The organism is Rhodococcus rhodochrous, from assembly GCF_900187265.1.
GTDB classification, from domain to species: domain Bacteria; phylum Actinomycetota; class Actinomycetes; order Mycobacteriales; family Mycobacteriaceae; genus Rhodococcus; species Rhodococcus rhodochrous.
In genome coordinates, this window is the sequence record NZ_LT906450.1 from 202,093 (window position 1) to 225,172 (window position 23,080).

The window sequence follows — 23,080 nt, forward strand, 5'->3', positions numbered from 1 at the left end:
GGTCAGCGCAGGATCAGGCAGGTTGTCGAGCCCGTCGCGAGCAGTCGGCCCTCGGAGTCGCGGGCCTCGCCGCGCGCCGTCGCGGTGCGTCGTCCGGTGTGCTCGCAGAAGCCCTGCACGCGGATGACGCCCTTGCCGGTCTGCACCGGACGGACGTAGCGCACCTGCAGGTCGAGGGTCGTGTACCCGACCCCGGCCTCGAGGGTGCTCGACACGCAGAAGCCCATCGCGGTGTCGAAGAGGGTGGCGAGCACGCCGCCGTGGATGCTGCCCACCGCGTTGGCGTGGAACTCCTGCGGCTCGAGGGTGACCTCGGCGAAGCCCTCGCCGGCGTCGGTGACGGTGAAGCCGAGCGTGCGGGAGGTGGGGTGATGCGGGATCGTCCCGTCGATCAGCCCGCGCAGGAAGTCGAGTCCGTGCATGTCGCGGTTGGCCGCCGACGTCGGTGCCGGGTCCTCCCACGTGTAGGTACGCTGCCGCTGCTGTTGCTCGTCCGTGCTCACGATGACCGACCGTATCCCACCTCCGGAGGGGTGACATGTGGAGCCGAGCGTGCCATTCTCGATGCATGCGCCGTCGATGTTGATCCGATCCGGTGACCTCGCTGTCCGCGCGGGTGGTCGCGTACGCGTCCGTCCGCGAGTTCGTGCCGCTCTACGGCCTGTACGCGCTGCTGTTCGAGGACCACGGTCTCGACACCCGCTCCATCTCGTCGCTGTTCGTCCTGTGGTCGGTCGTCGCCTTCGTCTCCGAGGTGCCCTCGGGCGCGTGGGCCGACACCGTCTCCCGTCGCGGACTGCTGTTCGGCAGCGGTGCCCTGCTCACCGCCGCGTTCACGATGTGGCTCGTCTGGCCCGGCTACTGGGGGTTCGCGCTCGGCTTCGTCCTGTGGGGCGTCAGCGAGTCGATGAAATCCGGCACCTTCGAGGCCCTCGTCTACGACGAACTCGCCGCGCGCGGGTGCGAACACCGGTACGCGGCGATCATGGGATACGCCAACGCGGGTGAGATGACGTGTGTCTTCGTCGCGATCCTCACGGCGGCACCGCTGTTCGAACTCGGTGGTTACGCGCTCGTGGGCTGGGTGTCGGTCGCGATCACCGTCGTCGACATCGCGCTCGTGGGAACGCTTCCCGCCGCGCCGAAGGTGGAGGAGGCCGACGAGATCGCCGGCAGCGGAGACACCGTCCTCGTCCGGTACATGTCGTCACTGCGGTCCGGCACGTCCGAGATCCGCACCGACCGGGCGGTGCGACGATCGGTCGTCCTCGCGGCAGCCCTGCTCGCCTGCCTCGCCTTCGACGAGTACTTCGCTCTCCTCGCACGCGAATCGGGAGCCGAGACCGGATTCGTGCCGGTGCTGGTCGCGCTGACGGCCGTCGGACAGGTGGTCGGTGCCGCGACCGCCGGATGGACGGCGACGATGAGCGGCCGCACCATGGGTGCCGTCGTGATGGTCGGATCGGCGCTGATCGCCGGTGGCGCCCTCGCCGGAGGGATCGCCGGATTCACGGCGATCGGTGTGGGCTACGGCGCGCTGCACAACACGGCGATCGTCGCCGAGGCGCGCCTGCAGGACACGATGTCCGGTCGTGCCCGGGCGACCGTCTCGTCCGTCGTCGGCCTGACGAGCGAGGTGCTGTCGGTGGCGATCTTCGCCGCCTACGCGCTCGGCTCGCTGTGGTTGCCGATGGCGGTGCTGGTCGCGGTGACGGTGCTCCCGCTGGTCGGGCTGGGCGTGGTCGCGCCGAGGCTGTTGCCCGCGGCGCGACCCGCCGGGACCGAGCAGGGTCGGTGACTATCGGATGTGGATCACAGCTTGGTGCTGCGCAGTTCGTGACCCTTCGAGGTCTTGCAGCGGCCCGATTCGAGATCCCACTGCCAGCCGTGCAGATTGCAGGTCAGCGTGGTGCCGTCGACGACACCGAACTTCGACAGGTCCGCCTTCAGGTGCGGGCAGCGACGCTGGATCTCGTAGCCGCCCAACTCGATCGACGCCGAGTCGTCGTGCGCCTCGGCGAACCAGCCGTCGGCGTACGCGATGCGCTCGTCGGTCAGGCACTTGAAGAAGGTGTAGAGGAACTCGTTGTATCCACCGATGCGCCAGGCCGTGAACCGGGTGGACAGGAAGATCGTGTTGACCCAATCGGGCTCGTCGTCGCGCAGAACCGTGCGCACGAGCTCGGGAGCGATGCGGAAACCGTAGCGGTACTTGCCTTCTCCCTCGATGGGTTCGCGCACGACCCGCTTGGGGAAGTCGAGCACCACGGTCTCGTCGCCCATCACCAGGCCCACCGGATAACCGATGCCGTCGCAGATGAGATCGGACTGGGCCATGATCGGCTCGAACTTCGCCTTGAGCGCGGGCAGCAGCGGCTCGCCCTCGGCGGGAGCCCAGGTCGCCTTCTGCGCCGCGATCACCGGCGCGAAACGCTGCGCCATGTCCTCGATGTAGGCGGCCTTGTTCGTGAAGATCGCCTCGACCTGCTCGTCGGGGATCGGGTGCGTGAGCGTCATGTGCTCGCTGCCCTTCAGATCCACCACCGAACCCGGGATCATGAGCAGACCGCCGTCGCGGCCGTGGATGCGCAGCTGCTCGAGGAAGACCTGCTGGTCGGGGAAGATGTTGCCCTCGTCGCCGTGGTCGTCGTTGAGGTCGCGCAGGTCGTCGTCGAGGAAGACCGGCGGGCCGGCCGACGGCACGATCCACGTCGCGTCGACCTGGTCGATGTAGCTGCGGCAACGGTCCATGCCGCGCTGGCGCTTCTGCTTGCCGAAGTTGGCCTTGGTCTTCTTCGGGATGTCGTAGACCATCGGGTACCAGATGGCGCCCGAGTACTGCAGCAGGTGGATGTCGATCTTCCCGAACGCCTCGTGCATGACGTCCATGTCGATCGGCCGCGCATCGTTCATGTTGAACACGGTCGACTCGCCGTCGGAGACGATGAGGCCCGAGTCGCCGATCGGTCCGTCGGCCGGCGCGCGCAGCGCGATGATCATGATGTCCAGATCACCGCGGGGGCCGCTCACCGTGTGCTTGACGGAGTCGGTGGTCTCGAAGAACTTCGTGAAGCCGAGCTTCTCGAGTTCACGACGCAGATCCGGCACCGGGTAGTCGGGCAGCAGGACGGTCGCGTCCTTGTTCACGTACCTGCTCAGCGTGTCGGGATCGAAGTGATCCTTGTGCAGATGCGAGACGTACAGGTAGTCGACGTTGCCGAGAGCGTCCCAGTCGAGACCGGTGTTGTCCGGGAAGGGCACCCACGAGGCGAAGTACGCGGGCGTGACCCACGGATCGCACAGGATGGACCCCGCTTCGGTCTGGATGTGGAAACCGGCGTGTCCGACGCTGGTGATCTGCACTTCGTACCCTCCTGACGTGCTGACCGACGCCTACCAGGGTAGGCGCCGCCCATCAGTCCACTGCGCCCAGGCAGTACCCGTTGCTCCCCGTCGTGAGCAGGACCACCAGGTCACGGGGTGTACCGGCCTCCACGATCGGAATCGTCACACTCGCGTACGCCTCCGAGATCGGGGTGACGGAGGCGGCCGCGGCGTCGAAGGAGTCGAGGTCGCCGAGGACGTCGGGATCGGTGGCCAGCGGCGGCACTCCCGGGTTCCCGGTGCCCCACGGATCCCACGTGCCCCGCGCCTCGCACACCAGCGGGTACCGCTCCTCGGTGTCGTCCGGGTCCACCGGCGCACCGATCACCCGCCCGAGGAATCGTTCGACGGCGTAGCGGGCGTCCTCGTCGGTGTAGCCCGGCGCGCCGGTCGGGTTCACGTACGGGCATGCGTAGCCGGATGCGATCTCGCTGCGCAGGACGGACACGTCGACACCGCCGGCCGACCACGTCACCGCGTACTGGCCGTCCCTGCCCGGCTGCTGCACCGCTGCGGTGATCGCGTCGACGTCGGCGTACATCTGCCGGGCCCGTTCCGGGGCGATCGTCCAGCACCTGCCGACGACATCGGTGCCGGCGACGAGATCGTTCGTCCACGCCTGCAGCGCCACGGTGGCGGCGGGATTGCCGGGGACGTCCCCGACGACCACCGTGGGCGCCGCGGCGGAGGCGGTGGTCTCCTCGACGGATTCCACCGCGCTCGGTTCCGGACTCTCGGTCGGGATGCCGGACTGCCCGTCACCCTCACAACCGGTGACGGTGAGGACGACGGCGACGGCGAGACCGGCGAGGGCGAATACGTCGGGCTTTCGGGCGAGGGTGCGCACAGCATTGCCTTTCGACGATGATCACGGTCGTTCCTCCACCGGAGCCCCGCTAGGCTGACCGGCGTGGAACCCTTCTATCGGACCATCATCGGTGTCGCCCGCACGCTCTTCGCAGCGCAAGGGCTGAAATTCTCGATCACCGGGGAGGAGAACATCCCGGAGACGGGTGGTGCGGTCATCGCGATCAACCACACCGGCTACATGGACTTCACCTACGCCGGGATCCCCGCCCGCGCCACCAAGCGGTACATCCGCTTCATGGCGAAGAAGGAAGTCTTCGACCACAAGATCTCCGGCCCCATGATGCGCGCGATGAAGCACATCCCCGTCGACCGCGGCGACGCCGGCGAGTCCTATCGACTCGCCGTGGAGGCGCTGCGTGCCGGGCAGCTCGTGGGCGTGTTCCCGGAGGAGACGATCAGCCGCAGCTTCGAGCTCAAGGCATTCCGGTCCGGTGCGGCCCGGATGGCGAACGAAGCCGGTGTCCCGGTGATCCCCATGGTCATCTGGGGGTCGCAGCGGGTGTGGACGAAGGGCCATCCCAAGCGGCTCGGACGTACGAACACCCCGATCACCATCGAGGTGGGCGCCCCCATCCAGCCGTTCGAGCCGGCCGCGGAGATGACCGCGCAGCTCCACGCGACCATGGAGGAGATGCTCCACCGGGTCCAGGACGGCTACACCCACGAACCCGGTGCCTACTGGGTGCCCCGCCGGCTGGGCGGATCCGCGCCGACCCTCGAGGAGGCGACCGCCCAGGACGAGGCCGCAGCCGCCGAGCGCCGCGCGCGGAAGGCACGCGAACGTGCCGCCCGTGAAGGTGCCGCCGGTGACGGGAACGACGACGCAGGCGGCGACCGCGGTACTTCGGCACAATGACGGAGTGAACGCACAGTCGAGTCGAGAATCGCATCGGGACCACGGCACGGACGCGGTGCGTCCTGCGTCCACGGACGAGCCGCGTCCCGGGTTGGTGGCCACGGACGTGGACGGCACCCTGATCGACGACGCCGAGAAGGTGTCCGATCGGACCCGCGCCGCGGTGCATGCGATGGTCGACTCCGGTGTTCCGTTCGTCCTGGCCACCGGCCGCCCGCCGCGCTGGATCGCGCCGGTGGTCGAGGAGTTGGGTTACGCGCCGATGGCGGTGTGCGCGAACGGTGCCGTGCTCTACGACAGCTCCACCGACCGTGTGCTCAGCGCCGCGGTGCTCGAGGTCGACGAACTGGCGTGGATCGCCGAGGTGGCCTCATCGGTGCTTCCCGGTTGCGGTCTGGCCGCCGAGCGGGTGGGGGAGCGGGCCCACGACGCGGCGACGCCGCAGTTCGTCAGCGCTCCCGGTTACGAACATGCCTGGCTGAATCCGGACAACACCGAACTCGCCGAGCACGAGGTGATCGGTGAGCCCGCCATCAAGCTGCTCGTCCGGCTCCCCGGCGCGACCAGCCGGGAGATGGCGGAGGCTCTCGTGCCGAAACTGCACGGGCTGGTCGACGTGACCTATTCGACGACCCACGGGCTCATCGAGATCTCCGCGGCGGGGGTCACGAAGGCGTCCGGTCTCCAGGAGATGGCCCGGTTGCTGGGTGTCTCCCACGAGAATCTCGTGGCCTTCGGCGATATGCCCAACGACATCCCGATGTTGTCGATGGCACGCCACGGTGTGGCGATGGAGAACGCACATCCGGAGGCGAAGTCGGTTGCAGACGAAGTCACCGCCACCAACGTCGAGGACGGGGTGGCCCGCGTTCTCGAACGGTGGTGGCGGTGACTCGTTCCTACCGGTGCGCTGCGGGTCAGCCCGCGGGCGCCGGTTCGGGTGCCGGTTCCGGCGCAGGTGCCGGTTCGGGTTCGGGCGCAGGAGCACCCTCGGGTGCGGGTCCTGCGACGTCGGCCGGCTGATCCTGCATCGCCTGGTCGTAGGCGTCGTCGTAGGCGCGCAGCACCTTGGTGACGACACCCGTGACCTCGTTGAAGATCAGCGAGCCGAACTCGAAGTCCGAACGCCAACCGTCCGGCACCCGGTACTCGTCGCTGGTGGGCAACCCCAGCTCACCAGCGTCGAGTCCGTTCTTCTCCCACGCCTTGTAGATCTCGCCGAGTACCGTCCACGTGCCGCCGTTCGGTGAGGTGTAGATGGCACCGTTGACGAAATTCACTCGTTCGAAACCGCTCTTGATCGTGGGAAGGATCGAGGTCACCGCCTGTCCGAGCCGTCCGAGTTCGCCGCCCTCGGCGAGCCACTTCTGGACCACCGGGTGACCGCTGAGGCGGATCAGCTCGTCGACGACACCTTCCGCGGTGTCGGCCGAGCCCGAGGCGAGCGCGCCGACGTTGACGTCCGGCACGTTCGGCTTCGGGTTGGACGGTGACGGGTTCGACGGCTGCGGGTTCGAGGGTTGCGGGTTCGACGGCTGCGGGGCAGTGCCGCCGCCACCGCCCTTCGCCGCAGCGGCGGCGATGTCGCGGATCTTGCCCATCTGCGAGTACCCGGCATCACCCGGGCAGCTGGTGTTGCCCACGTCGCGGTGCGCGAAGATGATCGGCAGATCCACCGCCGCACCGCGCGGGTACGGGGTGAACGACGTGCCCTCGGAGTACATCGTGGTGCGGCCCTTGGGATTCAGTCCCGCGCGGGCCAGACGCCAGCCGAGGAACTTGCCGACCGACTCCACTGCAGCCTGCGGCGGGGTCTGGGTGGAGAAGTCGCCCATGATCGCGATGCCGTGGGTGTTCTCGTTGAATCCACCTGCGTGGGCGCCCTGGACGTTGCGCTCGAGACCGCCGGCGCGACCCTCGAAGATCTGGCCGTACTTGTCGACGAGCGTGTTGTATCCGATGTCGCACCAGCCGAGCGTGCGTGCGTGGTACGCGTAGATCGCGCGCACGATCTCGGCCGATTCGGCCTTCGAGTAGTTGTTGCTGCCCGCGGTGTGGTGCACGGTCGCGCCACCGAGGGAGTCGTCGTAGGTCGGGGTCTGGCAGCGCATCGACTCGTCGGCGCCCCACTGCTGGCGGGTGATCACCTTCAGGCCGGAGTTGCCGAGCGGGCTCGCGATGTCCTCGAGTCGCGCATCCGCCTCGCTGCTGCCGGGGGAGATGAGCACGGCGCTGACCGCTTCGGCGGCCGCCTGCAGCGGGTTCTCGCGCAGCGGCCTGGAGGAGGATGCGGGCACGTATCCGAGGTCGGGTGCATCGGCTGCGGGTGCAGCGACCGGTGCGGGTGCCTCGTCGACGGGGGTCGGGGCCTCCGCCGGCGCCTCGGGAGCAGGTGCCTCCGGAGCAGGTGCTTCGGGAGCGGGTGCTTCGGGTGCCGCCGGGGCCTCCGCGCCGGCGAGATTCGGTTCGGGGCCGGGACGCGGCGTCAGCAGCACCTGCACGGCACGCGTCGCACCGACGTAGATCGGCTCCGTGCCGGAGCGTCCTTCGTCCGTGGTGTCGTCGGCGCGGGTCTCGATCGGCTGGGTCGCGGTCCACGGACCCCAGCTGCCGTCGTCGTGCTGTGCGCGGATGAGCGCGTCGGTGGCGGCGACGTCCTCGGCGGCGAGCGCGACGAGGCTGAACGGGGTGTCGCGGGTGAGTTCCTTGACGGTCGCACCGACGCGCTGGACGAGTCCACCGTTCGGGTCGGGAGCAGTCGTGATCTGCGGGAGCCCGTCGACGATCTCCTTCAGGCTGAGGTCCGGCAGGTTGAGGCCGGTCAGTTCCTCGAGCGGGATGATCAGGTCGGGCACCGAGGCGAGCACGACTTCCGCGATATCGGGTGCTACGGCCTCGACGGTGTCGTTGGCAGGCCGGATCTCGGGAGCGGTGCTGGTCAGCCCGGTGACGGCGAAGGGCGTCGCGACGGCCAGGGCGGCGACGGCACCCAGGACGATCGACGGCTTGGGGCGGCGATGCGGCACTGTTTGCTACTCCCTGTCGTTGGTGCTCCAGCGGACGGTTCCGATTTCGGATAGTCCCTTATGTGTCGCTTCCGTAGTCCGGTTCGGACACGAAAGTTCTGTAACTCGTGATTCTTGTGTTGCTTCTGTGACATTTGTTGCCTAGCTCCGTCACTCTTGTCACACTAGACGCAGCAAACCTTAAGCCTCAACCTGAGCTTGAGGATCGGTCGAAATTGTCCGATATCGCGGATCACGAGTTCGCGCCTACAGCGACAACGAGGGAGCAACGTCATGTCACGACAGTCCATCGGGCGCAGAGGCAAGATCCGGAGGCGGCGCATCATCCTCGGCAGGCCGCTGCGCAACGGATGGCGTCCCTCCGTCGCCCGTGCTGCCGCGATCGGGGTCGCTCCCGCACTGCTCGTCGGAGCCGGCGTGGGCGCGCTCGTCCAGAGCAATCAGGCGACACCGGGTGTCGTGCAGGCGGTTTCGGCCGACACGCCCTTCACGTTCAGCGGCTTCGGTCACGGCCACGGTCGCGGCATGGGCCAGTGGGGCGCCTACGGCTACGCCCAGGACGGATGGACCGCCGAACGGATCATCGGTCACTACTACGGCGGCACCGAACTCGGCACGGTCGACGACGCGATGATCGCGGTGCGTCTCACGGCCCGCGACGACCACACCCTCGACGTCTACTCCGACACCGGCATGATCGTCGCCGGCAAGCAGCTCGCGCCCGGCGAGGCCGCGCACCTGACGCCCACCCCGGACGGCGGCGCGAACGTCGTCGTCACCGAGGGATGCAGCGGCGACGTGCTGTGGCAGTCCGCCACCGACCTGCCGTGGGTCGACCCGATCGACCTCGCCGAGGACCGTCCCGCTTCCGAGCACCTCACGATGTGCTCGGACGACAAGACCTACCGCGGTGCCCTCGGCGTGGTGCTCGACGGCACCGCCCCGCGCACCGTCAACCGCCTCCACGTCGAGGACTACCTGCGCAGCGTGGTCCCCGCCGAGGCACTGCCCGGCTGGGCCGACACCGGTGGCGCCGAGGCCCTGCGGGCGCAGGCCATCGCCGCGCGGTCCTACGCCCTCGCCGAGAAGCGTCACGAGAAGTGGCAGACCTGCGACACCACGGACTGCCAGGTCTACGGCGGGTCGGGCGTCGAGGATCCGCGCACGGACGACGGTGTGCGCACCACCCGCGGAACCGTCCTGATGAAGGACGGCGAGGTCGTGCGCAGCGAGTTCTCCGCCTCCACCGGTGGTTACTCGGCCGGCGGCACCTTCCCGCCCGTCGAGGACGAGGGCGACAAGGTCGCCCCGAACCGTGAATGGGCCAAGACCTTCACCGCGGCCGAGATCGGCAGCAAGTTCGGCGTCGGCGACCTCCAGGCCTTCGAGGTGCTCTCCCGCAACAATCTCGGTGCCGAGGGCGGCCGCGTGACCCGGGTCCGTGTGGTCGGCTCCGACCGCACCATCGAGACGACGGGCGCCGAGGCGCGGACCAGGCTGGGACTGCGTTCCGACTGGTTCACCGTCAAGGAAGGCATCGACGAGGACGCCCCGGAGGTCACTCCGGCGCCCGAACCCGGCCCGGAGACCGGCACCGATCCCTTCGGCAGCGGCAGCGGCACCTCGCCCATCGAGCAGGCCTATCTGGACCTCGGCGGCGTCGACAGCGTGCTCGGCTCGCCCATCGGCCCCGAGCTGATGCTGCCCGACGAGATCGGCAAGTTCCGGATCTTCACCGGCGGCGCGATCGTGTGGACACCGGATCTCGGTGCGCAGGTGATCGACGCGAGCTTCCTGAAGGACTGGTTCCCGAGCACGGGTAGCGCCGAGTAACCCGACGGCACATCCCGACCGGCCGGTCGCCCGAACAGGGCGGCCGGCCGGTGGCGTTCCGGGACCCTGACGACGAGTGTTGACATTGACGCAACGTCAAGATGCACGCTGGTCGTAGCCGGAAAGAAGGGGGTGGGGCAGGTGCGGGAATGGTCGATCCAGCAACTGGCACGCGCCGCCGGTGTCACCAGCCGCACACTGCGGCACTACGGCGACGTGGGGGTGTTGCGTCCGAGCCGCACCGGCAGCAACGGCATGCGGTTCTACGACGAGGACGCACTCGTGCGTCTCCAGCGCATCCTGCTGCTCCGCGACCTGGGGCTGGCCCTGCCCGCCATCCGCGACGTGCTCGCCGGTCACGACGACACCACGAGCGCACTGCGCACCCACCTCGACCTGCTCGAACACGAGCGCCGGCAGTTGGACCGCCGTATCGCGGCGGTGCGCACCACCTTGGCGAAGACGCAGAGAGGGGAGGAACTCGTGGCAGACGAAGTGTTCGACGGGTTCGACCACACGCAGTACCGGGACGAAGTGATCGAACGGTGGGGCAAGGACGCCTACGACTCGGGCGACCGTTGGTGGCGGGGCATGGACGCCGCCGCCAGGCACGACTGGATGAAGCAGGTCGAGCAACTGAACCACGACTGGATCGCCGCGGCCCGGGCCGGGCTGGACCCGGCCGGGCCCGAGGCGCAGGACCTCGCACGGCGGCACGTCGCCTGGCTGTCGTCGATCCCGGGCACCCCGGGAGGCGGCACTCCGGAGGGCAGTCCGCGCGAGTACGTGCTCGGTCTCGCCGACATGTACGTCGAGGACGAGCGTTTCGCAGCGAACTACGGAGGCCGGGAGGGCGCCGAATTCGTCCGTGACGCGCTCACCCACTACGCGTGAGTGTGACCGCCCTCTCGGTCCGCCCGGACCGAGAGGGCACCTTCGCGGCGGAGTCGCATACCCTGGTCTCCCGTGACTGCTGCATCAGCGCCCCAGCCCTCCACCGGTGAGTACGACCTGATCGTCGTCGGCTCCGGATTCTTCGGACTGACGATCGCCGAGCGCGCGGCCACGCAGCTCGGCAAGCGAGTGCTCGTGATCGAGCGTCGCCACCACCTCGGTGGCAACGCGTACTCCGAGCCCGAGCCGGAAACCGGAATCGAGATCCACAAGTACGGTGCCCACCTGTTCCACACCTCCAACAAGAGGGTGTGGGACTACGTGAACCAGTTCACCGATTTCACCAACTACCAGCACCGCGTGTTCGCGATGCACAAGGGCCAGGCCTACCAGTTCCCGATGGGTCTCGGTTTGGTGTCGCAGTTCTTCGGCCGGTACTTCAGCCCCGACGAGGCACGCGCCCTCATCAAGGAGCAGGCCGCCGAGATCGACACCGCCGAGGCGAAGAACCTCGAGGAGAAGGCCATCTCCCTGATCGGCCGCCCGCTCTACGAGGCGTTCGTCCGCGACTACACGGCCAAGCAGTGGCAGACCGACCCGAAGGAACTGCCCGCCGGCAACATCGCCCGGCTGCCCGTCCGCTACACCTTCGACAACCGCTACTTCAACGACACCTACGAGGGCCTGCCGGTCGACGGTTACACGGCGTGGCTCGAGAACATGGCGAAGGACGAGCGGATCGAGGTCCGGCTCGACACCGACTGGTTCGCGGTGCGCGACGAGATCCGCGCGGCCAGCCCCGACGCTCCCGTCGTCTACACCGGCCCGCTCGACCGCTACTTCGACTACGCCGAGGGTCGCCTCGGATGGCGCACCCTCGACTTCGAGACCGAGGTGCTGCCCACCGGCGACTTCCAGGGCACCCCGGTCATGAACTACAACGACGCCGATGTGCCCTACACCCGGATCCACGAGTTCCGGCACTTCCACCCCGAGCGCGACACCTACCCGGCCGACAAGACGGTCATCATGCGGGAGTACTCGCGGTTCGCCGAGAACGACGACGAGCCGTACTACCCGATCAACACCTCCGAGGACCGCGAGAAGCTGGGCGCCTACCGCGCCCTCGCGAAGCAGGAAGCAGCCGAGAACAAGGTGCTCTTCGGTGGCCGACTCGGCACCTACCAGTACCTCGACATGCACATGGCGATCGCCAGCGCGCTGTCGATGTTCGACAACGTCCTGGCCCCGCACTTCGAATCGGGAGCGCCCATCGCCGGGGATGCCTCGTGAGCGCCGCGAAGCACGCCGCGGCCGCGAACGCCGGCAAGCACGAGGCGGCCGTGAGTGCTCCCGTCGCGGAGCAGGACGGCCTGCTCGGCCGGTCGTTGCTGCAGCGCATCATCCTGCCGCGACCGGGCGAGCCCCTCGACGTGCGCACGCTCTACCTCGAGGAGTCGCCCACCAACGCGCGTCGCGCCCACGCGACGAGCCGGACGACGCTGGCGATCGGCGCGGAGTCCGAGGTGTCGCTGTGCACCTACTTCAATGCCTTCCCGGCGAGCTACTGGCGTCGCTGGAGCACGCTCGGTTCGGTGGTGCTGCGTCTCGAGCTCACCGGCCACGGCCGCGTCGACCTGTACCGCAGCAAGGCCGACTCGAGCCGCATCCACGTCACCGGCCGTGAGTTCCGCGGCGACGGGGTGATCGTCGAGATCGACGCCGACCTCGGTCCGTTCGAGGACGGCGGCTGGCTGTGGTTCGACGTCACCACCGACAGCGACGTCACCCTGCACGCCGCCGGCTGGTACGCACCCGTCGAGGCGCCCGGCCGTGCCTCGGTCGCCGTGGGCATCCCGACCTTCAACCGTCCCGCCGACTGCGTGAAGGCGCTGCGTGCGCTCGCGTCCGACCCGCTGGTGATGGACGTCGTCGACGCCGTCATCATCCCGGACCAGGGCACCCGCAAGGTGCGCGACGAGGCCGACTTCGCGGAGGCCGCCGAACCCTTCGGTGATCGCCTCGTCATCCACGACCAGGGCAACCTCGGTGGCTCCGGTGGTTACAGCCGCATCATGTACGAGGCGCTGAAGACCACCGATGCTCCCTACATCCTGTTCATGGACGACGACATCGAGATCGAACCCGACTCGATCCTGCGCGCCCTCGCCCTGTCGCGGTTCGCGCGGACCCCGATGCTCGTCGGCGGGCAGATGCTCAACCTGCAGGAACGCAGCCACCTGCACACCATGGGCGAGGTCATCCACCGCGCGAACTTCATGTGGGGTGCCGCCCCGAACGTCGAGTACGACCACGACTTCTCCACCAAGCCGCTGCGCGACCGGGAGAACTCGAAGCTCCTGCACCGCCGCATCGACGTCGACTTCAACGGCTGGTGGATGTGCATGATCCCGCGCGTCGTCGCGGAGGAGATCGGCCAGCCCCTGCCGTTGTTCATCAAGTGGGACGACGCCGAGTACGGCCTCCGGGCCCGCGAGGCCGGCTACCCGACGGTGACGATGCCCGGCGCCGCGATCTGGCACATGGCGTGGAGCGACAAGGACGACGCCATCGACTGGCAGGCGTACTTCCACCTGCGCAACCGGCTCGTCGTGGCCGCGCTGCACCAGCACGGCGACCCCAAGGCGATGGTGCTCGACACCATCAAGGCCACGATCAAGCACCTCGTGTGCCTCGAGTACTCGACGGTCGCGATCCAGAACAAGGCCATCGAGGACTTCCTCGCCGGCCCGGAGAACCTGTTCGATCTGCTGCCGCGCGCCCTCGGCGAGGTGCACGCACTGCGGAAGAACTTCCCCGACGCGGTGGTGCTGCCGTCGTCGACCGAACTGCCGATGGCATCCGGCGCCGAGGTCGGCGCCGTGGGCCTGCCCGAGGGTGCGGTCGCGAAGGTCAAGCGTCTCGCGAAGGGTGTACTGCACAACGTGCGCCCCGAGAACCGCGAGCACCACGAGCGGCCGCAGCTGAACGTGCCGACCATCGACGCGCGGTGGTTCCTGCTCTCGCAGGTCGACGGCGTGACGGTCACCACGGCGGACGGTCGGGGTGTCGTCTACCGTAAGCGCGATCGTGCGCAGGCCCAGGCCCTGCTCACGGAGGCGCTCCGGTTGCGACGCGAACTCGCTCGCCGGTTCCCCGAGATGAAGAAGCGGTACCGGGACGCGGTTCCCGCCCTGACCAGCAAGGAGGAGTGGGAGCGTGTCTTCGGTATCGGCAACTGACAGCAGCGCTGCGGCCACGACCGCAGACGGTGCGGCCGCGAACGGTGCAGCCGCGGACGGTGCGGCCGCACGTCACTGGAGGAGCACCGACACCGAGGTCCGGATCCTGCAGACCGTCCAGGCCACCGCCGGTGCCGTGCCCGCCGCGACGAAGATCGCCCGCGGCATGTCGCACTTCGGTGAGCACGCTCTCGGCTGGATCGCGATCGGCGCCGCCGGCGCCCTCGTCGACCGTCCCCGTCGCCGGAAGTGGGCGAGCGTGGCGGTCGGTGCGTTCGGTGCCCACGCGGCGTCCGTCGTGATCAAGCGGGTCGTGCGCCGTCCGCGGCCGGTCGATCCGACGGTGCAGGTCAACGTGTCCACGCCGAGCCGGTTGAGCTTCCCGTCGTCGCATGTGACGTCCACGACTGCGGCGGCCGTGCTGCTCGCCCGCACCACCGGGCTACCCTTTCCCGCGGTGCTCGTGCCGCCCATGATGCTGTCCCGCCTGGTGTTGGGCGTGCACTATCCGACGGATGTACTGGCGGGTGCGGCACTCGGTGCAGCGTCCGCGGCCGTCGTGGCGCGGGCAGAGACGAAGTGGGGAGATCGATGAGCGAGGAACCGGCGCCCGTCAAGGAGGCGCCCAAGAGCCTGGGCGCCGGGATCGTCAAGGCGGTCCGTCCCCGACAGTGGGTGAAGAACGTCCTGGTGCTTGCGGCCCCGATGGCGGCCGGCTCGGTCACCCAGGTCGACGTGCTGCTGCCCGTCGCGCTCGCCTTCGTCGTCTTCTGCATGGCCGCCTCGGGTATCTACCTCGTCAACGACGCGATGGACGTCGAGGCCGACCGTGCACACCCCACCAAGCGGTTCCGGCCCATCGCGGCCGGCGTGCTCCCGGTGCGAATCGCATACGTCCTCGCGGCGGTGCTGCTCGTCGGCTCGATCGCGCTGTCGTTCGTCGCGAACTGGCAGCTCGCCGTGGTCATGGCGGTGTACATCGGTATCCAGCTCGCGTACTGCTTCGGGCTCAAGCACCAGGCCGTGCTCGACATCTGCATCGTCTCGTCGGGCTTCCTGATCCGTGCCATCGCCGGCGGTGTGGCCGCCGAGATCCCGCTGTCGCAGTGGTTCCTGCTGATCATGGCGTTCGGGTCGCTGTTCATGGCGGCCGGCAAGCGGTACGCCGAGCTGCGCCTCGCGACCCGCACCGGTGCGAAGATCCGCAAGTCGCTCGAGTACTACACCGAGACCTACCTGCGGTTCGTGTGGACGGTCGCGGCGACGGCAGTCGTGCTCTGCTACGGCCTGTGGGCGTTCGAGCAGGACAACATGGCCGGTTCCAACTGGTACGCGATCTCGATGATCCCGTTCGTCGTCGCCATCCTGCGCTATGCGGTCGACGTCGACGGCGGTGAAGCCGGCGAACCCGAGGAGATCGCCCTGAAGGACCGGGTGCTGCAGTTGCTCGCAGTGGTGTGGATCCTGGTGGTCGGCGGTGCTGTCTACCTCTTCTGACGTCGTGCGCGGCGTCCACGACACCGAGGCCGGACCGTCCCGTACGGTCCGGCCCGTTCGGCGCGACCGCCTCGCCCGCGGCGTGTTCGCCGCCGGCGTGGTCGTCTCCGCGTTCCTGATGTTCTGGGGAGCGTGGGAGCGACGCTGGATCGCCGACGACGGTCTCATCGTCCTGCGGACCGTGCGCAACCTCCTCGCCGGCAACGGGCCGGTGTTCAACGCGGGGGAGCGCGTGGAGGCCAACACCTCCACGGCGTGGACGTACATCGTCTATGCCGGTGGGTGGCTCACCGGCATCCGCCTCGAATACGTCGTACTCACGATCGCGCTCCTGCTGTCGACGGGCGCGATCGTCCTCGCCATGTTCGGCGCGGCCCGCCTGTACCGGTGGCGGCTGCGCGCGACCACCGGGACGGTACTGCTCCTGCCCGCCGGAGTCCTCGTCTACATCGCAGTGCCTCCGGCCCGCGACTTCGCCACCTCGGGCCTCGAGTCCTGCCTGGTGATCTTCTGGCTGGGTCTGCTGTGGTTGCTCATGGCCCGATGGGCGACCCCCACGCCGGGAGGGGACGGATCGCTCCCGGGCACGGGGCAGATCCTCGCCACGGCGTTCGTCGCCGGACTCGGCCCGCTCGTACGACCCGAACTCGCGCTGGTCGCGGTGCTCGCGCTCGCGATGCTGTTCCTCGCACCCGGCCTCGACCTGCGCATCCGCGTCGCGATGGTCGCGGTCGCCGGGGCGATCCCGGTCGGCTACCAGATCTGGCGCATGGGCTATTACGGACTGCCCTATCCCAACACCGCGGTCGCCAAGGACGCCGGTGGTGCCAAGTGGTCGCAGGGCCTCGAGTATCTCGGCAATCTGGTCTCGCCCTATCTGCTGTGGCTGCCGCTGTTGTTCCTCACAATCCTCGCCGCGCTCGTCTTCGCGACCAGCCGTGACGCGGCCCGCCCCGGTGCCGCGGCCGCGCGTCCCGATCCGCGCGACGTGCGGGCGACACTGTCCTGGGCGCAGAACCTGTTGCGCACCCCGACCGCCGTCGTCCTGCTGTTCCTCGGTTCCGGTGTGCTGCTCGCGCTGTATTCGCTGCGTGTGGGCGGCGACTTCATGCACGGCCGCGTCCTCCTGCCGCCGCTGTTCTGCCTGCTCCTGCCCGTCGCCGTCGTCCCGCTGCGGATCCCGGACCGGACGGAGATCGGCAACAATCGGCCCACGCAGGTCGCGGGTGTGCTGGCCGTGCTGTGGCTGGGCACCGTCGTGTGGACGGCCGCCGCGGCCAACACCACCGGAATGACCGAAGGCGCCGTGGTCGGCCGCTCCGGCATCGTCGACGAGCGCGCCTTCTACGCTCTCAACACCGGGCATCTGCATCCCATCCTGGCCGAGGACTATCTCGACTACCCGCGCATGCGGGCCATGGTCGAGGCCATCGCGAACACCCCGAACGGTGGACTGCTGCTGCCGACTCCCTCCTACGACGCGTGGGACGTCGTGCCGCCGCCCGAGCCCATCCCGCCGGGCGGCGCCGGACATACGGTGTTCTTCCTGAACCTGGGTATGACCAGCATGAACACGGGTCTGGACGTGCGGGTCGTCGACCAGATGGGTCTGGCCTACCCGCTCGCCGCGCACACCGAGCGTCTCGAGGACGGCCGGATCGGCCACGACAAGATCCTGTTCCCCGACTGGGTGGTCGCCGATTCGGGCATGGTCGACGTGCATCCGTGGATGCCGGGCTATCTCGACGAGGACTGGGTCGCGATGGCGAAGACCGCGCTGACCTGTCCCGAGACCCGGGAGTTGATCGATTCCTCGAGTGCGGAACTGACCTGGCCGCTGTTCAAGAGGAACCTGCGCAACGCGCTCGACTACGCCTCGTACCGGATCGAACGGGTGCCGGAATACGAGATCCAGCGTTGTGACCTGCCGATGCCACCGCCGCGGGGGTGACGGCCGGACACCGAGATCAACTTGGCCCCCTTCAACCGTCTCGATAGGATCACGGCGCATCACGGATGGGTAACTTTCCGGCAGCGCGTGCTTGACCTACAGGTCAAGAGGTGCCCAAGAGCTGTTGAAACCAGGGTTTGTCAGAGATCACGCGGTCCTTTACAGTTTTGACCGCAGTGTGACTTGGGGCGGCCTTCCGCGGTCGTCATCGCCGGAATCCGGGGGACGCGAACGCGGACGCCGCAGACGAGAAAGAGAGCATTGTTCATGCGTTTTGTCCCGAGGTTGAGGCAGGGCCTTCGACGGCGACTGCTCGGCACCGCCGCCGCAGCTCTGGTCCTCCCCGTGGCTGCCGGCCTCGTCGGAACCACCGCCGCCGTCGCCGCGCCGGCGCAGGGAGCGCCGGTCTCGCACCGCGCACCTGCAGGGGGCTTCGAAGAGGTCTTCGTCGAGTCCGACATGGGCCCGATCAAGGTTCAGATCCAGTGGGCCGCGCGCGGTGGCGACGCGGCGCTCTACATGCTCGACGGCCTTCGCGCTCGGGACGACGCGAACGCCTGGACGTTCGAGACGAACGCCCTGCAGCAGTTCGCGAACGACAACGTCAGCCTGATCATGCCGGTCGGCGGACAGTCGAGCTTCTACACCGACTGGTACGCGCCGTCCAACCTGAACGGCCAGGACATCACCTACAAGTGGGAGACGTTCCTGACGGAGCAGCTGCCCGACTACCTCGCCACCCGTGGTGTCTCGCGCAACAACAACGGCATCCTCGGCCTGTCGATGGGTGGCTCCGCCGCTCTGACGCTGGCCGCCTACCACCGCGACCAGTTCAAGTTCGCGTCGTCGCTGTCCGGCTACCTGAACCTGTCGGCTCCCGGCATGCGTGAGGCCATCCGCGTGGCGATGCTCGACGCCGGCCGCTTCAACGTCGATTCGATGTGGGGCCCGCCGTGGAGCCCGTCCTGGCTGCGCAACGACCCGTTCGTCTTCGCTCCGAAGCTCGAGGGTCTGTCGCTCTACATCTCGGCCGCCAGCGGTCTGCCCGGTGAGCACGACAACCCGCAGGGCTTCGTCGGCTACTACAACACGGCCAACGGCATGGCGCTCGAGGCGCTGTCCCTCGCCCAGACCCGCGCGTTCCAGCTCAAGCTGGCCACGCTCGGCATCCCGGCCACCTTCGACTTCCCGGCGCGCGGCACGCACGCATGGAAGTACTGGGAGGATCAGCTGTGGAAGGCGCGCCCGCAGATCCTCGAGGCGCTGAACGCGTTCTGATCTCCGGTACGCACTGCTAGCGACGACGCCGCCCACTCATCATCCGAGGAGTGGGCGGCGTCGTAACTTTCTGCAACAATTTTCTCACCTGTCACAGCGCGGCACCCGCGATTCCGGGTGCCGTCGGTGTAGAAACAAAATCCGGGACTCCGATATCCCGGGTCGGCACACCCAGCCGGGGCGCCCTGCCACTGCCGCCGTCGCGGTCCACCCGAAGCCGCACTTCGGCAGGAAATCCGGCAACGCAGAAAGTGAGCGATGCAGATGCGAACTGAGCTCGAGCACGGGGAGCGACGGACTGGGCCGAGTAGGAGAGCGGCTCGCGTTGCGGGTGCGCGGAGCCGCAGATCCCGTGCGCTCGCGCTGATCGCCGCCGCCCTCGTCGCGCCCGTCGCCGCAGGTCTGACCACCGTCTCGGTGGCCACCGCCGATCCGCTCATCGCCCAGTCCGGCCCGACGAGTACCGCCGGTGTCACCGTCCGATCCGTCGATTGGCTCACCGATCGTCGTGTCGCCCTGTGGATCGACTCGCCGTCGATGGGGACGCCGATCCAGGTGCAGCTGCTGCTCGCGCGCGACTGGAACAGCAAGCCCGATGCGAAGTTCCCGTCGGTGTTCATGCTCGACGGCATGCGCGCCCGCGACGACGAGAACGGGTGGACGCTCGAGACCGACGCGGAAGCGTTCTTCGCCGACAAGAACGTCAACGTCGTGCTGCCGGTGGGCGGCCAGTCGAGCTTCTACTCCGACTGGATCGACCAGAACAACGGACAGAACTACAAGTGGGAGACCTTCTTGACGAAGGAACTTCCCCCGCTCCTCGAACGCGACTGGCGCACCACCGACAAGCGTGGCGTCGTCGGCCTCTCGATGGGCGGTACCGCCGCGATGTTCCTGCCCGCCCGCAACCCGGGCTTCGCGCAGTTCGCGGCATCGCTGTCCGGCATCCTCACCACGACCACCCTCGGCATGCCCGAGGCCATCCACTACGCCATGCAGGACGCCGGAGGTTTCGACTCCGAGGCGATGTGGGGTGCGCCCGGCTCCGACGGCTGGGAGTCGCACGATCCCTACCTGCTCGCCGACAAGCTCAAGGGCGTGAGCCTGTACGTCTCGAGCGGCAGCGGCACCACCGGCCCGTACGACGACCCGTCGGGCATCCCCGGTGTCAGCACCAACTACGCCGGCATGGGCCTCGAGATCCTCTCGCGCCTCACCTCGCAGGCGTTCGCGACGAAGCTCAAGAAGCAGGGCATCCCGGCCCAGATCGTGTACCGGCCGTCGGGCACCCACACGTGGAAGTACTGGGAGTTCGAACTGCACCAGCTGTGGCCGCAGCTCGCCAACACCCTCGGGGTCGGGGTCGACAAGCCCGAGTGCCAGGCCACCGGTGCCTTCGGCGACGTGGCGAACGCGAACGGCTGGCTCGGCGACTGCCTCACCGGTGAATACGACGTCGCCGGTGGCAAGGTGCAGGACTTCCGCTTCGGCCGCGTCTTCTCGTCCGAGGGCACGACGGTGCCGGTCGCGGGTGCGATCGGCGGCGCCTACCAGGGCGTCGGCGGTCCGGCCGGGCAGCTCGGCTACCCGACCACCGAGGAACGCGTCGCTCCCGACGGACGCGGACGGTTCAACCACTTCCGGAACGGCGCGATCTACTGGACGCCCGAGCACGGCGCCCACGCGGTCCGCGGCAAGATCTTCGAGGAATGGAAGAACCAGGGCTGGGAGGGCGGCCCCCTCGGCTACCCGATCCTCGACGAGGCGGCGACCCCCGACGGTCGCGGCGCGGTCCAGGGCTTCGAGATCGGTGCCATGTACTGGAGCGAGGACACCGGCGCCGACGGCGTGCAGGGCATGATCCTCGACAAGTACTCCCAGCTCGGCTACGAGACCGGCATCCTGGGCTACCCGACGAGCAGCGAGAAGCCCGCAGGGCGCGACGGTCGCTTCAACGAGTTCCAGCACGGCAACATCTACTGGAGCCCGCTCACCGGCGCCTGGCCGGTCCGCGGCAAGATCCTCGAGGCGTGGCTCGCCGAGAAGGGTGCCGAAGGACGTCTGGGTCTGCCGATCAGCGACGAGTTCCCGGCCGTGGACGGCAAGGGCGTGCAGCAGAACTTCCAGAACGGATTCATCACCCTCGACGGCGACGAGGTGAAGCTGCAGCCGTAAACGGAAAGACAGCGGGACGGCCCGTGCAGACCGGGGGAGGCGGGACGCTTCTACCGGTCTGCACGGGCCGCTCTGTAGCCTGGGGCGCATCTGACCAAGTTCGACCGACATCCCGGATGTGAGGACCCCACCACATGCCTTCACGGACCCGCTCGCGCTCGACCCGAGTCCTCGGCGCCCTCGCCGCGGCACTGACCGCCACGGCAGTTCTCTCCGCGTGCGGAAGCGACGACTCCACCGCGACGAACACGCCGACGACGTCTGCCACCACGGAGACCTCGACGTCGACATCGACCTCCGCGGCCGAGACGTCCACCGGCGCCGCGGGGACGGAGACCACGGACGAGGCCGAGACGAGCGACGCGTCCCCGGCTCCGTCGTCGCCCGGCGCCGGAGAGGACACGGGAGCCGGTGCGGGCACACCCGCTCCCTCGCCGGGCGCACAGGCCTTCCTCGACGGCCTCCGTGCCGAAGGTGTCGAGCCCAACGATGAGACCGGCGCGGTGAACATCGCCGACTACATCTGCAGCGCCCAGGCGCAGGGTGGGTCTCCGGAGGAGATCAAGGTGTTCGTGACCGCGCTCGTGGGTAGTGATGCTGCAGCCGGTGGTGTCGAGTTGTCGGAGGAGCAGGCCTCCTCGACGGCCGACACGTACATCGCCGTCGCCGGCGAGACGTACTGCAACTAGGAAACGCGGGGACAGCACGAATGGTCAGGACGAAGCAGCGTCGCGGACGCAGGATCGTGGTCGTGGGGGCGCTGCTCGTCCTGGCGATCGTGCTGGTGCTCTGGTACATGCTCGCGGGGCGGCTGGACATCCCGTCGCCCGTTCCCACCCCGCCCGGGCCGGAGGAGCCGCAGTCGCAGCCGGCCTCGTGCCCCGACGTGCAGGTCGTCGCGGTGCCGGGCACATGGGAGTCCGCGGTGGGCGACGATCCGTACGCTCCGGCCGCGAACCCGTACTCGCTCATGCTCAACGTGACGAGGCCGCTGCAGGAGCGTTTCGACGCCCAGCGCGCCGACGTCTACACGGTGCCGTACGTCGCGCAGTTCTCGAACCCCATCGCGATCCCGCCGGACGGCCAGCAGTCCTACAACAACAGTCGTAGTGAGGGATTCGCGGCAACCACCGACATCCTCGCGCGACGCTCGGCCGAGTGCCCGCTGACCACCTATGTGCTCACCGGCTTCTCGCAGGGTGCCGTGATCGTGGGAGACGTCGCCGCGCAGATCGGTGCCGGCAACGGTCCGGTGCCCGCCGACCGGGTGCTCGGTGTCGCGCTCATCGCCGACGGTCGCCGCGACGGGGCCTCGGGCACCGACATCGGTGCGCCCGTCGCCGGAGTGGGCGCCGAACTGTCGCTCGACGGCCTGAGACTGCCGGGTATCACGATGACCGGTGCGCGTCCCGGTGGCTTCGGGGAGCTCGACGACCGCACCATCCAGATCTGCGCGCCCAGCGACAGCATCTGCGACGCACCGCCGAACGCGCTGAATCCCGCCAATTGGATGTCGGCCGCTCCGCGCCTGCTCGAGTACGTCAACAACCCGATCCACGCGATGTACAACACCTATGTCGTGGACGAGAACGGCACGACCGCGACGCAGTGGATCGCGAACTGGGCGGCGGAGAAGATCGACGCCGCACCGGAACCCGCAGAAGAATGAGCTACGGCCGTCGCGACATGCGGCGACGGCGCGGGCCGAAGTGAGCCCTCCCACATATTACTCGCGAGTAGTGTCCGATCTCACCACCCGGTACACTCGAATGACGGGCTGCCTTTAGACTCATCCCTCGGCTGCGTGCCCGGCCGTCCGGGATCGTGGCGCACGACGACTGCCACAGGAGAAGAGGTTCATGGTGCCAGCGACGGCACGGCGAACGGCCGGCCCCCTCCGGGGGCGTAGCGACGGCCCGCGACGGGGAATGATCCTTGTCACGAGCTCTCGTGTCGGTCGGGCGTACGTACCGGGGCGCCGGTCCTGGGCGGCGGAGGGTGGCGGGTCGCATCGCCGGGGGGTATCGGCGTCGAAAAACCGTCGCACACAAACGGATCGTGTGCTCTTCTCATT

18 protein-coding genes are annotated in these 23,080 nt (G+C 68.6%); 14 read left to right on the forward strand and 4 right to left on the reverse strand.

Annotation, left to right across the window (positions count from 1 at the left end; translation table 11 throughout):
• Positions 1-2: 2 nt before the first annotated feature.
• Positions 3-503 (reverse strand): PaaI family thioesterase, encoded by a 501-nt coding sequence (locus tag CKW34_RS00995; RefSeq protein ID WP_016692611.1) that lies wholly within the window; start codon positions 501-503, stop codon positions 3-5.
• 92 nt (positions 504-595) lie between these two features.
• Here CKW34_RS00995 and CKW34_RS01000 point away from each other — a divergent pair, with 92 nt between their 5' ends.
• Entirely contained in the window at positions 596-1,798 is a 1,203-nt protein-coding gene (locus CKW34_RS01000) for an MFS transporter (RefSeq protein WP_059382120.1), read from the forward strand.
• Between the two features lie 14 nt (positions 1,799-1,812).
• Here the strand turns inward: CKW34_RS01000 and CKW34_RS01005 are convergent, their stop codons facing one another.
• Complete coding sequence (locus tag CKW34_RS01005) at positions 1,813-3,363, reverse strand: Rieske 2Fe-2S domain-containing protein (protein ID WP_059382121.1); 1,551 nt, start codon at positions 3,361-3,363, stop codon at positions 1,813-1,815.
• Between the two features lie 52 nt (positions 3,364-3,415).
• Entirely contained in the window at positions 3,416-4,231 is an 816-nt protein-coding gene (locus tag CKW34_RS01010; protein WP_059382122.1) for a hypothetical protein, read from the reverse strand.
• Between the two features lie 63 nt (positions 4,232-4,294).
• Here CKW34_RS01010 and CKW34_RS01015 point away from each other — a divergent pair, with 63 nt between their 5' ends.
• Together CKW34_RS01015 and CKW34_RS01020 are read left to right on the forward strand one after the other, a co-directional pair.
• Positions 4,295-5,110: a lysophospholipid acyltransferase family protein gene (locus CKW34_RS01015; protein WP_059382123.1), complete on the forward strand. Its 816-nt coding sequence runs from the start codon at positions 4,295-4,297 to the stop codon at positions 5,108-5,110.
• A gap of 55 nt (positions 5,111-5,165) precedes the next feature.
• Positions 5,166-6,002, forward strand: a complete 837-nt coding sequence (locus CKW34_RS01020) for a Cof-type HAD-IIB family hydrolase (protein ID WP_059382187.1) — start codon at positions 5,166-5,168, stop codon at positions 6,000-6,002.
• 25 nt (positions 6,003-6,027) lie between these two features.
• On the opposite strand, the gene CKW34_RS01025 is transcribed toward CKW34_RS01020, so the two are convergent.
• A complete protein-coding gene (locus CKW34_RS01025; RefSeq protein WP_059382124.1) occupies positions 6,028-8,136 on the reverse strand; it encodes an N-acetylmuramoyl-L-alanine amidase in 2,109 nt (702 codons plus the stop codon).
• A 273-nt stretch (positions 8,137-8,409) separates the two neighbouring features.
• Between CKW34_RS01025 and CKW34_RS01030 the strand changes: the two genes are divergently transcribed.
• The 11 genes from CKW34_RS01030 (at position 8,410) to CKW34_RS01080 (ending at position 22,675) form a co-directional block, all read left to right on the forward strand.
• Positions 8,410-9,969: a SpoIID/LytB domain-containing protein gene (locus CKW34_RS01030; RefSeq protein WP_059382125.1), complete on the forward strand. Its 1,560-nt coding sequence runs from the start codon at positions 8,410-8,412 to the stop codon at positions 9,967-9,969.
• A 141-nt stretch (positions 9,970-10,110) separates the two neighbouring features.
• Positions 10,111-10,863 carry a MerR family transcriptional regulator gene (locus CKW34_RS01035; RefSeq protein WP_059382188.1) on the forward strand — a complete coding sequence of 251 codons (753 nt, stop codon included), beginning with the start codon at positions 10,111-10,113 and terminating at the stop codon, positions 10,861-10,863.
• Positions 10,864-10,935: 72 nt separating this feature from the next.
• Positions 10,936-12,156, forward strand: a complete 1,221-nt coding sequence (gene glf, locus CKW34_RS01040; protein WP_059382126.1) for a UDP-galactopyranose mutase — start codon at positions 10,936-10,938, stop codon at positions 12,154-12,156.
• A 50-nt stretch (positions 12,157-12,206) separates the two neighbouring features.
• Positions 12,207-14,105 carry a glycosyltransferase gene (locus tag CKW34_RS01045; protein ID WP_059382189.1) on the forward strand — a complete coding sequence of 633 codons (1,899 nt, stop codon included), beginning with the start codon at positions 12,207-12,209 and terminating at the stop codon, positions 14,103-14,105.
• A gap of 103 nt (positions 14,106-14,208) precedes the next feature.
• A complete protein-coding gene (locus CKW34_RS01050; RefSeq protein ID WP_026061215.1) occupies positions 14,209-14,700 on the forward strand; it encodes a phosphatase PAP2 family protein in 492 nt (163 codons plus the stop codon).
• Positions 14,697-15,602, forward strand: a complete 906-nt coding sequence (locus CKW34_RS01055) for a decaprenyl-phosphate phosphoribosyltransferase (RefSeq protein ID WP_059382127.1) — start codon at positions 14,697-14,699, stop codon at positions 15,600-15,602. The genes CKW34_RS01050 and CKW34_RS01055 overlap by 4 nt, the downstream gene beginning before the upstream one ends.
• 4 nt (positions 15,603-15,606) lie before the next feature.
• Entirely contained in the window at positions 15,607-17,553 is a 1,947-nt protein-coding gene (zomB, locus tag CKW34_RS01060) for a flagellar motor control protein ZomB (RefSeq protein WP_080968225.1), read from the forward strand.
• 267 nt (positions 17,554-17,820) lie between these two features.
• Complete coding sequence (locus tag CKW34_RS01065; RefSeq protein ID WP_059382129.1) at positions 17,821-18,831, forward strand: alpha/beta hydrolase; 1,011 nt, start codon at positions 17,821-17,823, stop codon at positions 18,829-18,831.
• A 258-nt stretch (positions 18,832-19,089) separates the two neighbouring features.
• Complete coding sequence (locus CKW34_RS01070; protein WP_059382130.1) at positions 19,090-21,006, forward strand: alpha/beta hydrolase-fold protein; 1,917 nt, start codon at positions 19,090-19,092, stop codon at positions 21,004-21,006.
• A gap of 134 nt (positions 21,007-21,140) precedes the next feature.
• Complete coding sequence (locus CKW34_RS01075; protein WP_059382131.1) at positions 21,141-21,695, forward strand: DUF732 domain-containing protein; 555 nt, start codon at positions 21,141-21,143, stop codon at positions 21,693-21,695.
• A gap of 20 nt (positions 21,696-21,715) precedes the next feature.
• Positions 21,716-22,675, forward strand: coding sequence for a cutinase family protein (locus tag CKW34_RS01080; RefSeq protein WP_059382132.1), 960 nt, complete (start codon positions 21,716-21,718; stop codon positions 22,673-22,675).
• Positions 22,676-23,080: the final 405 nt, after the last annotated feature.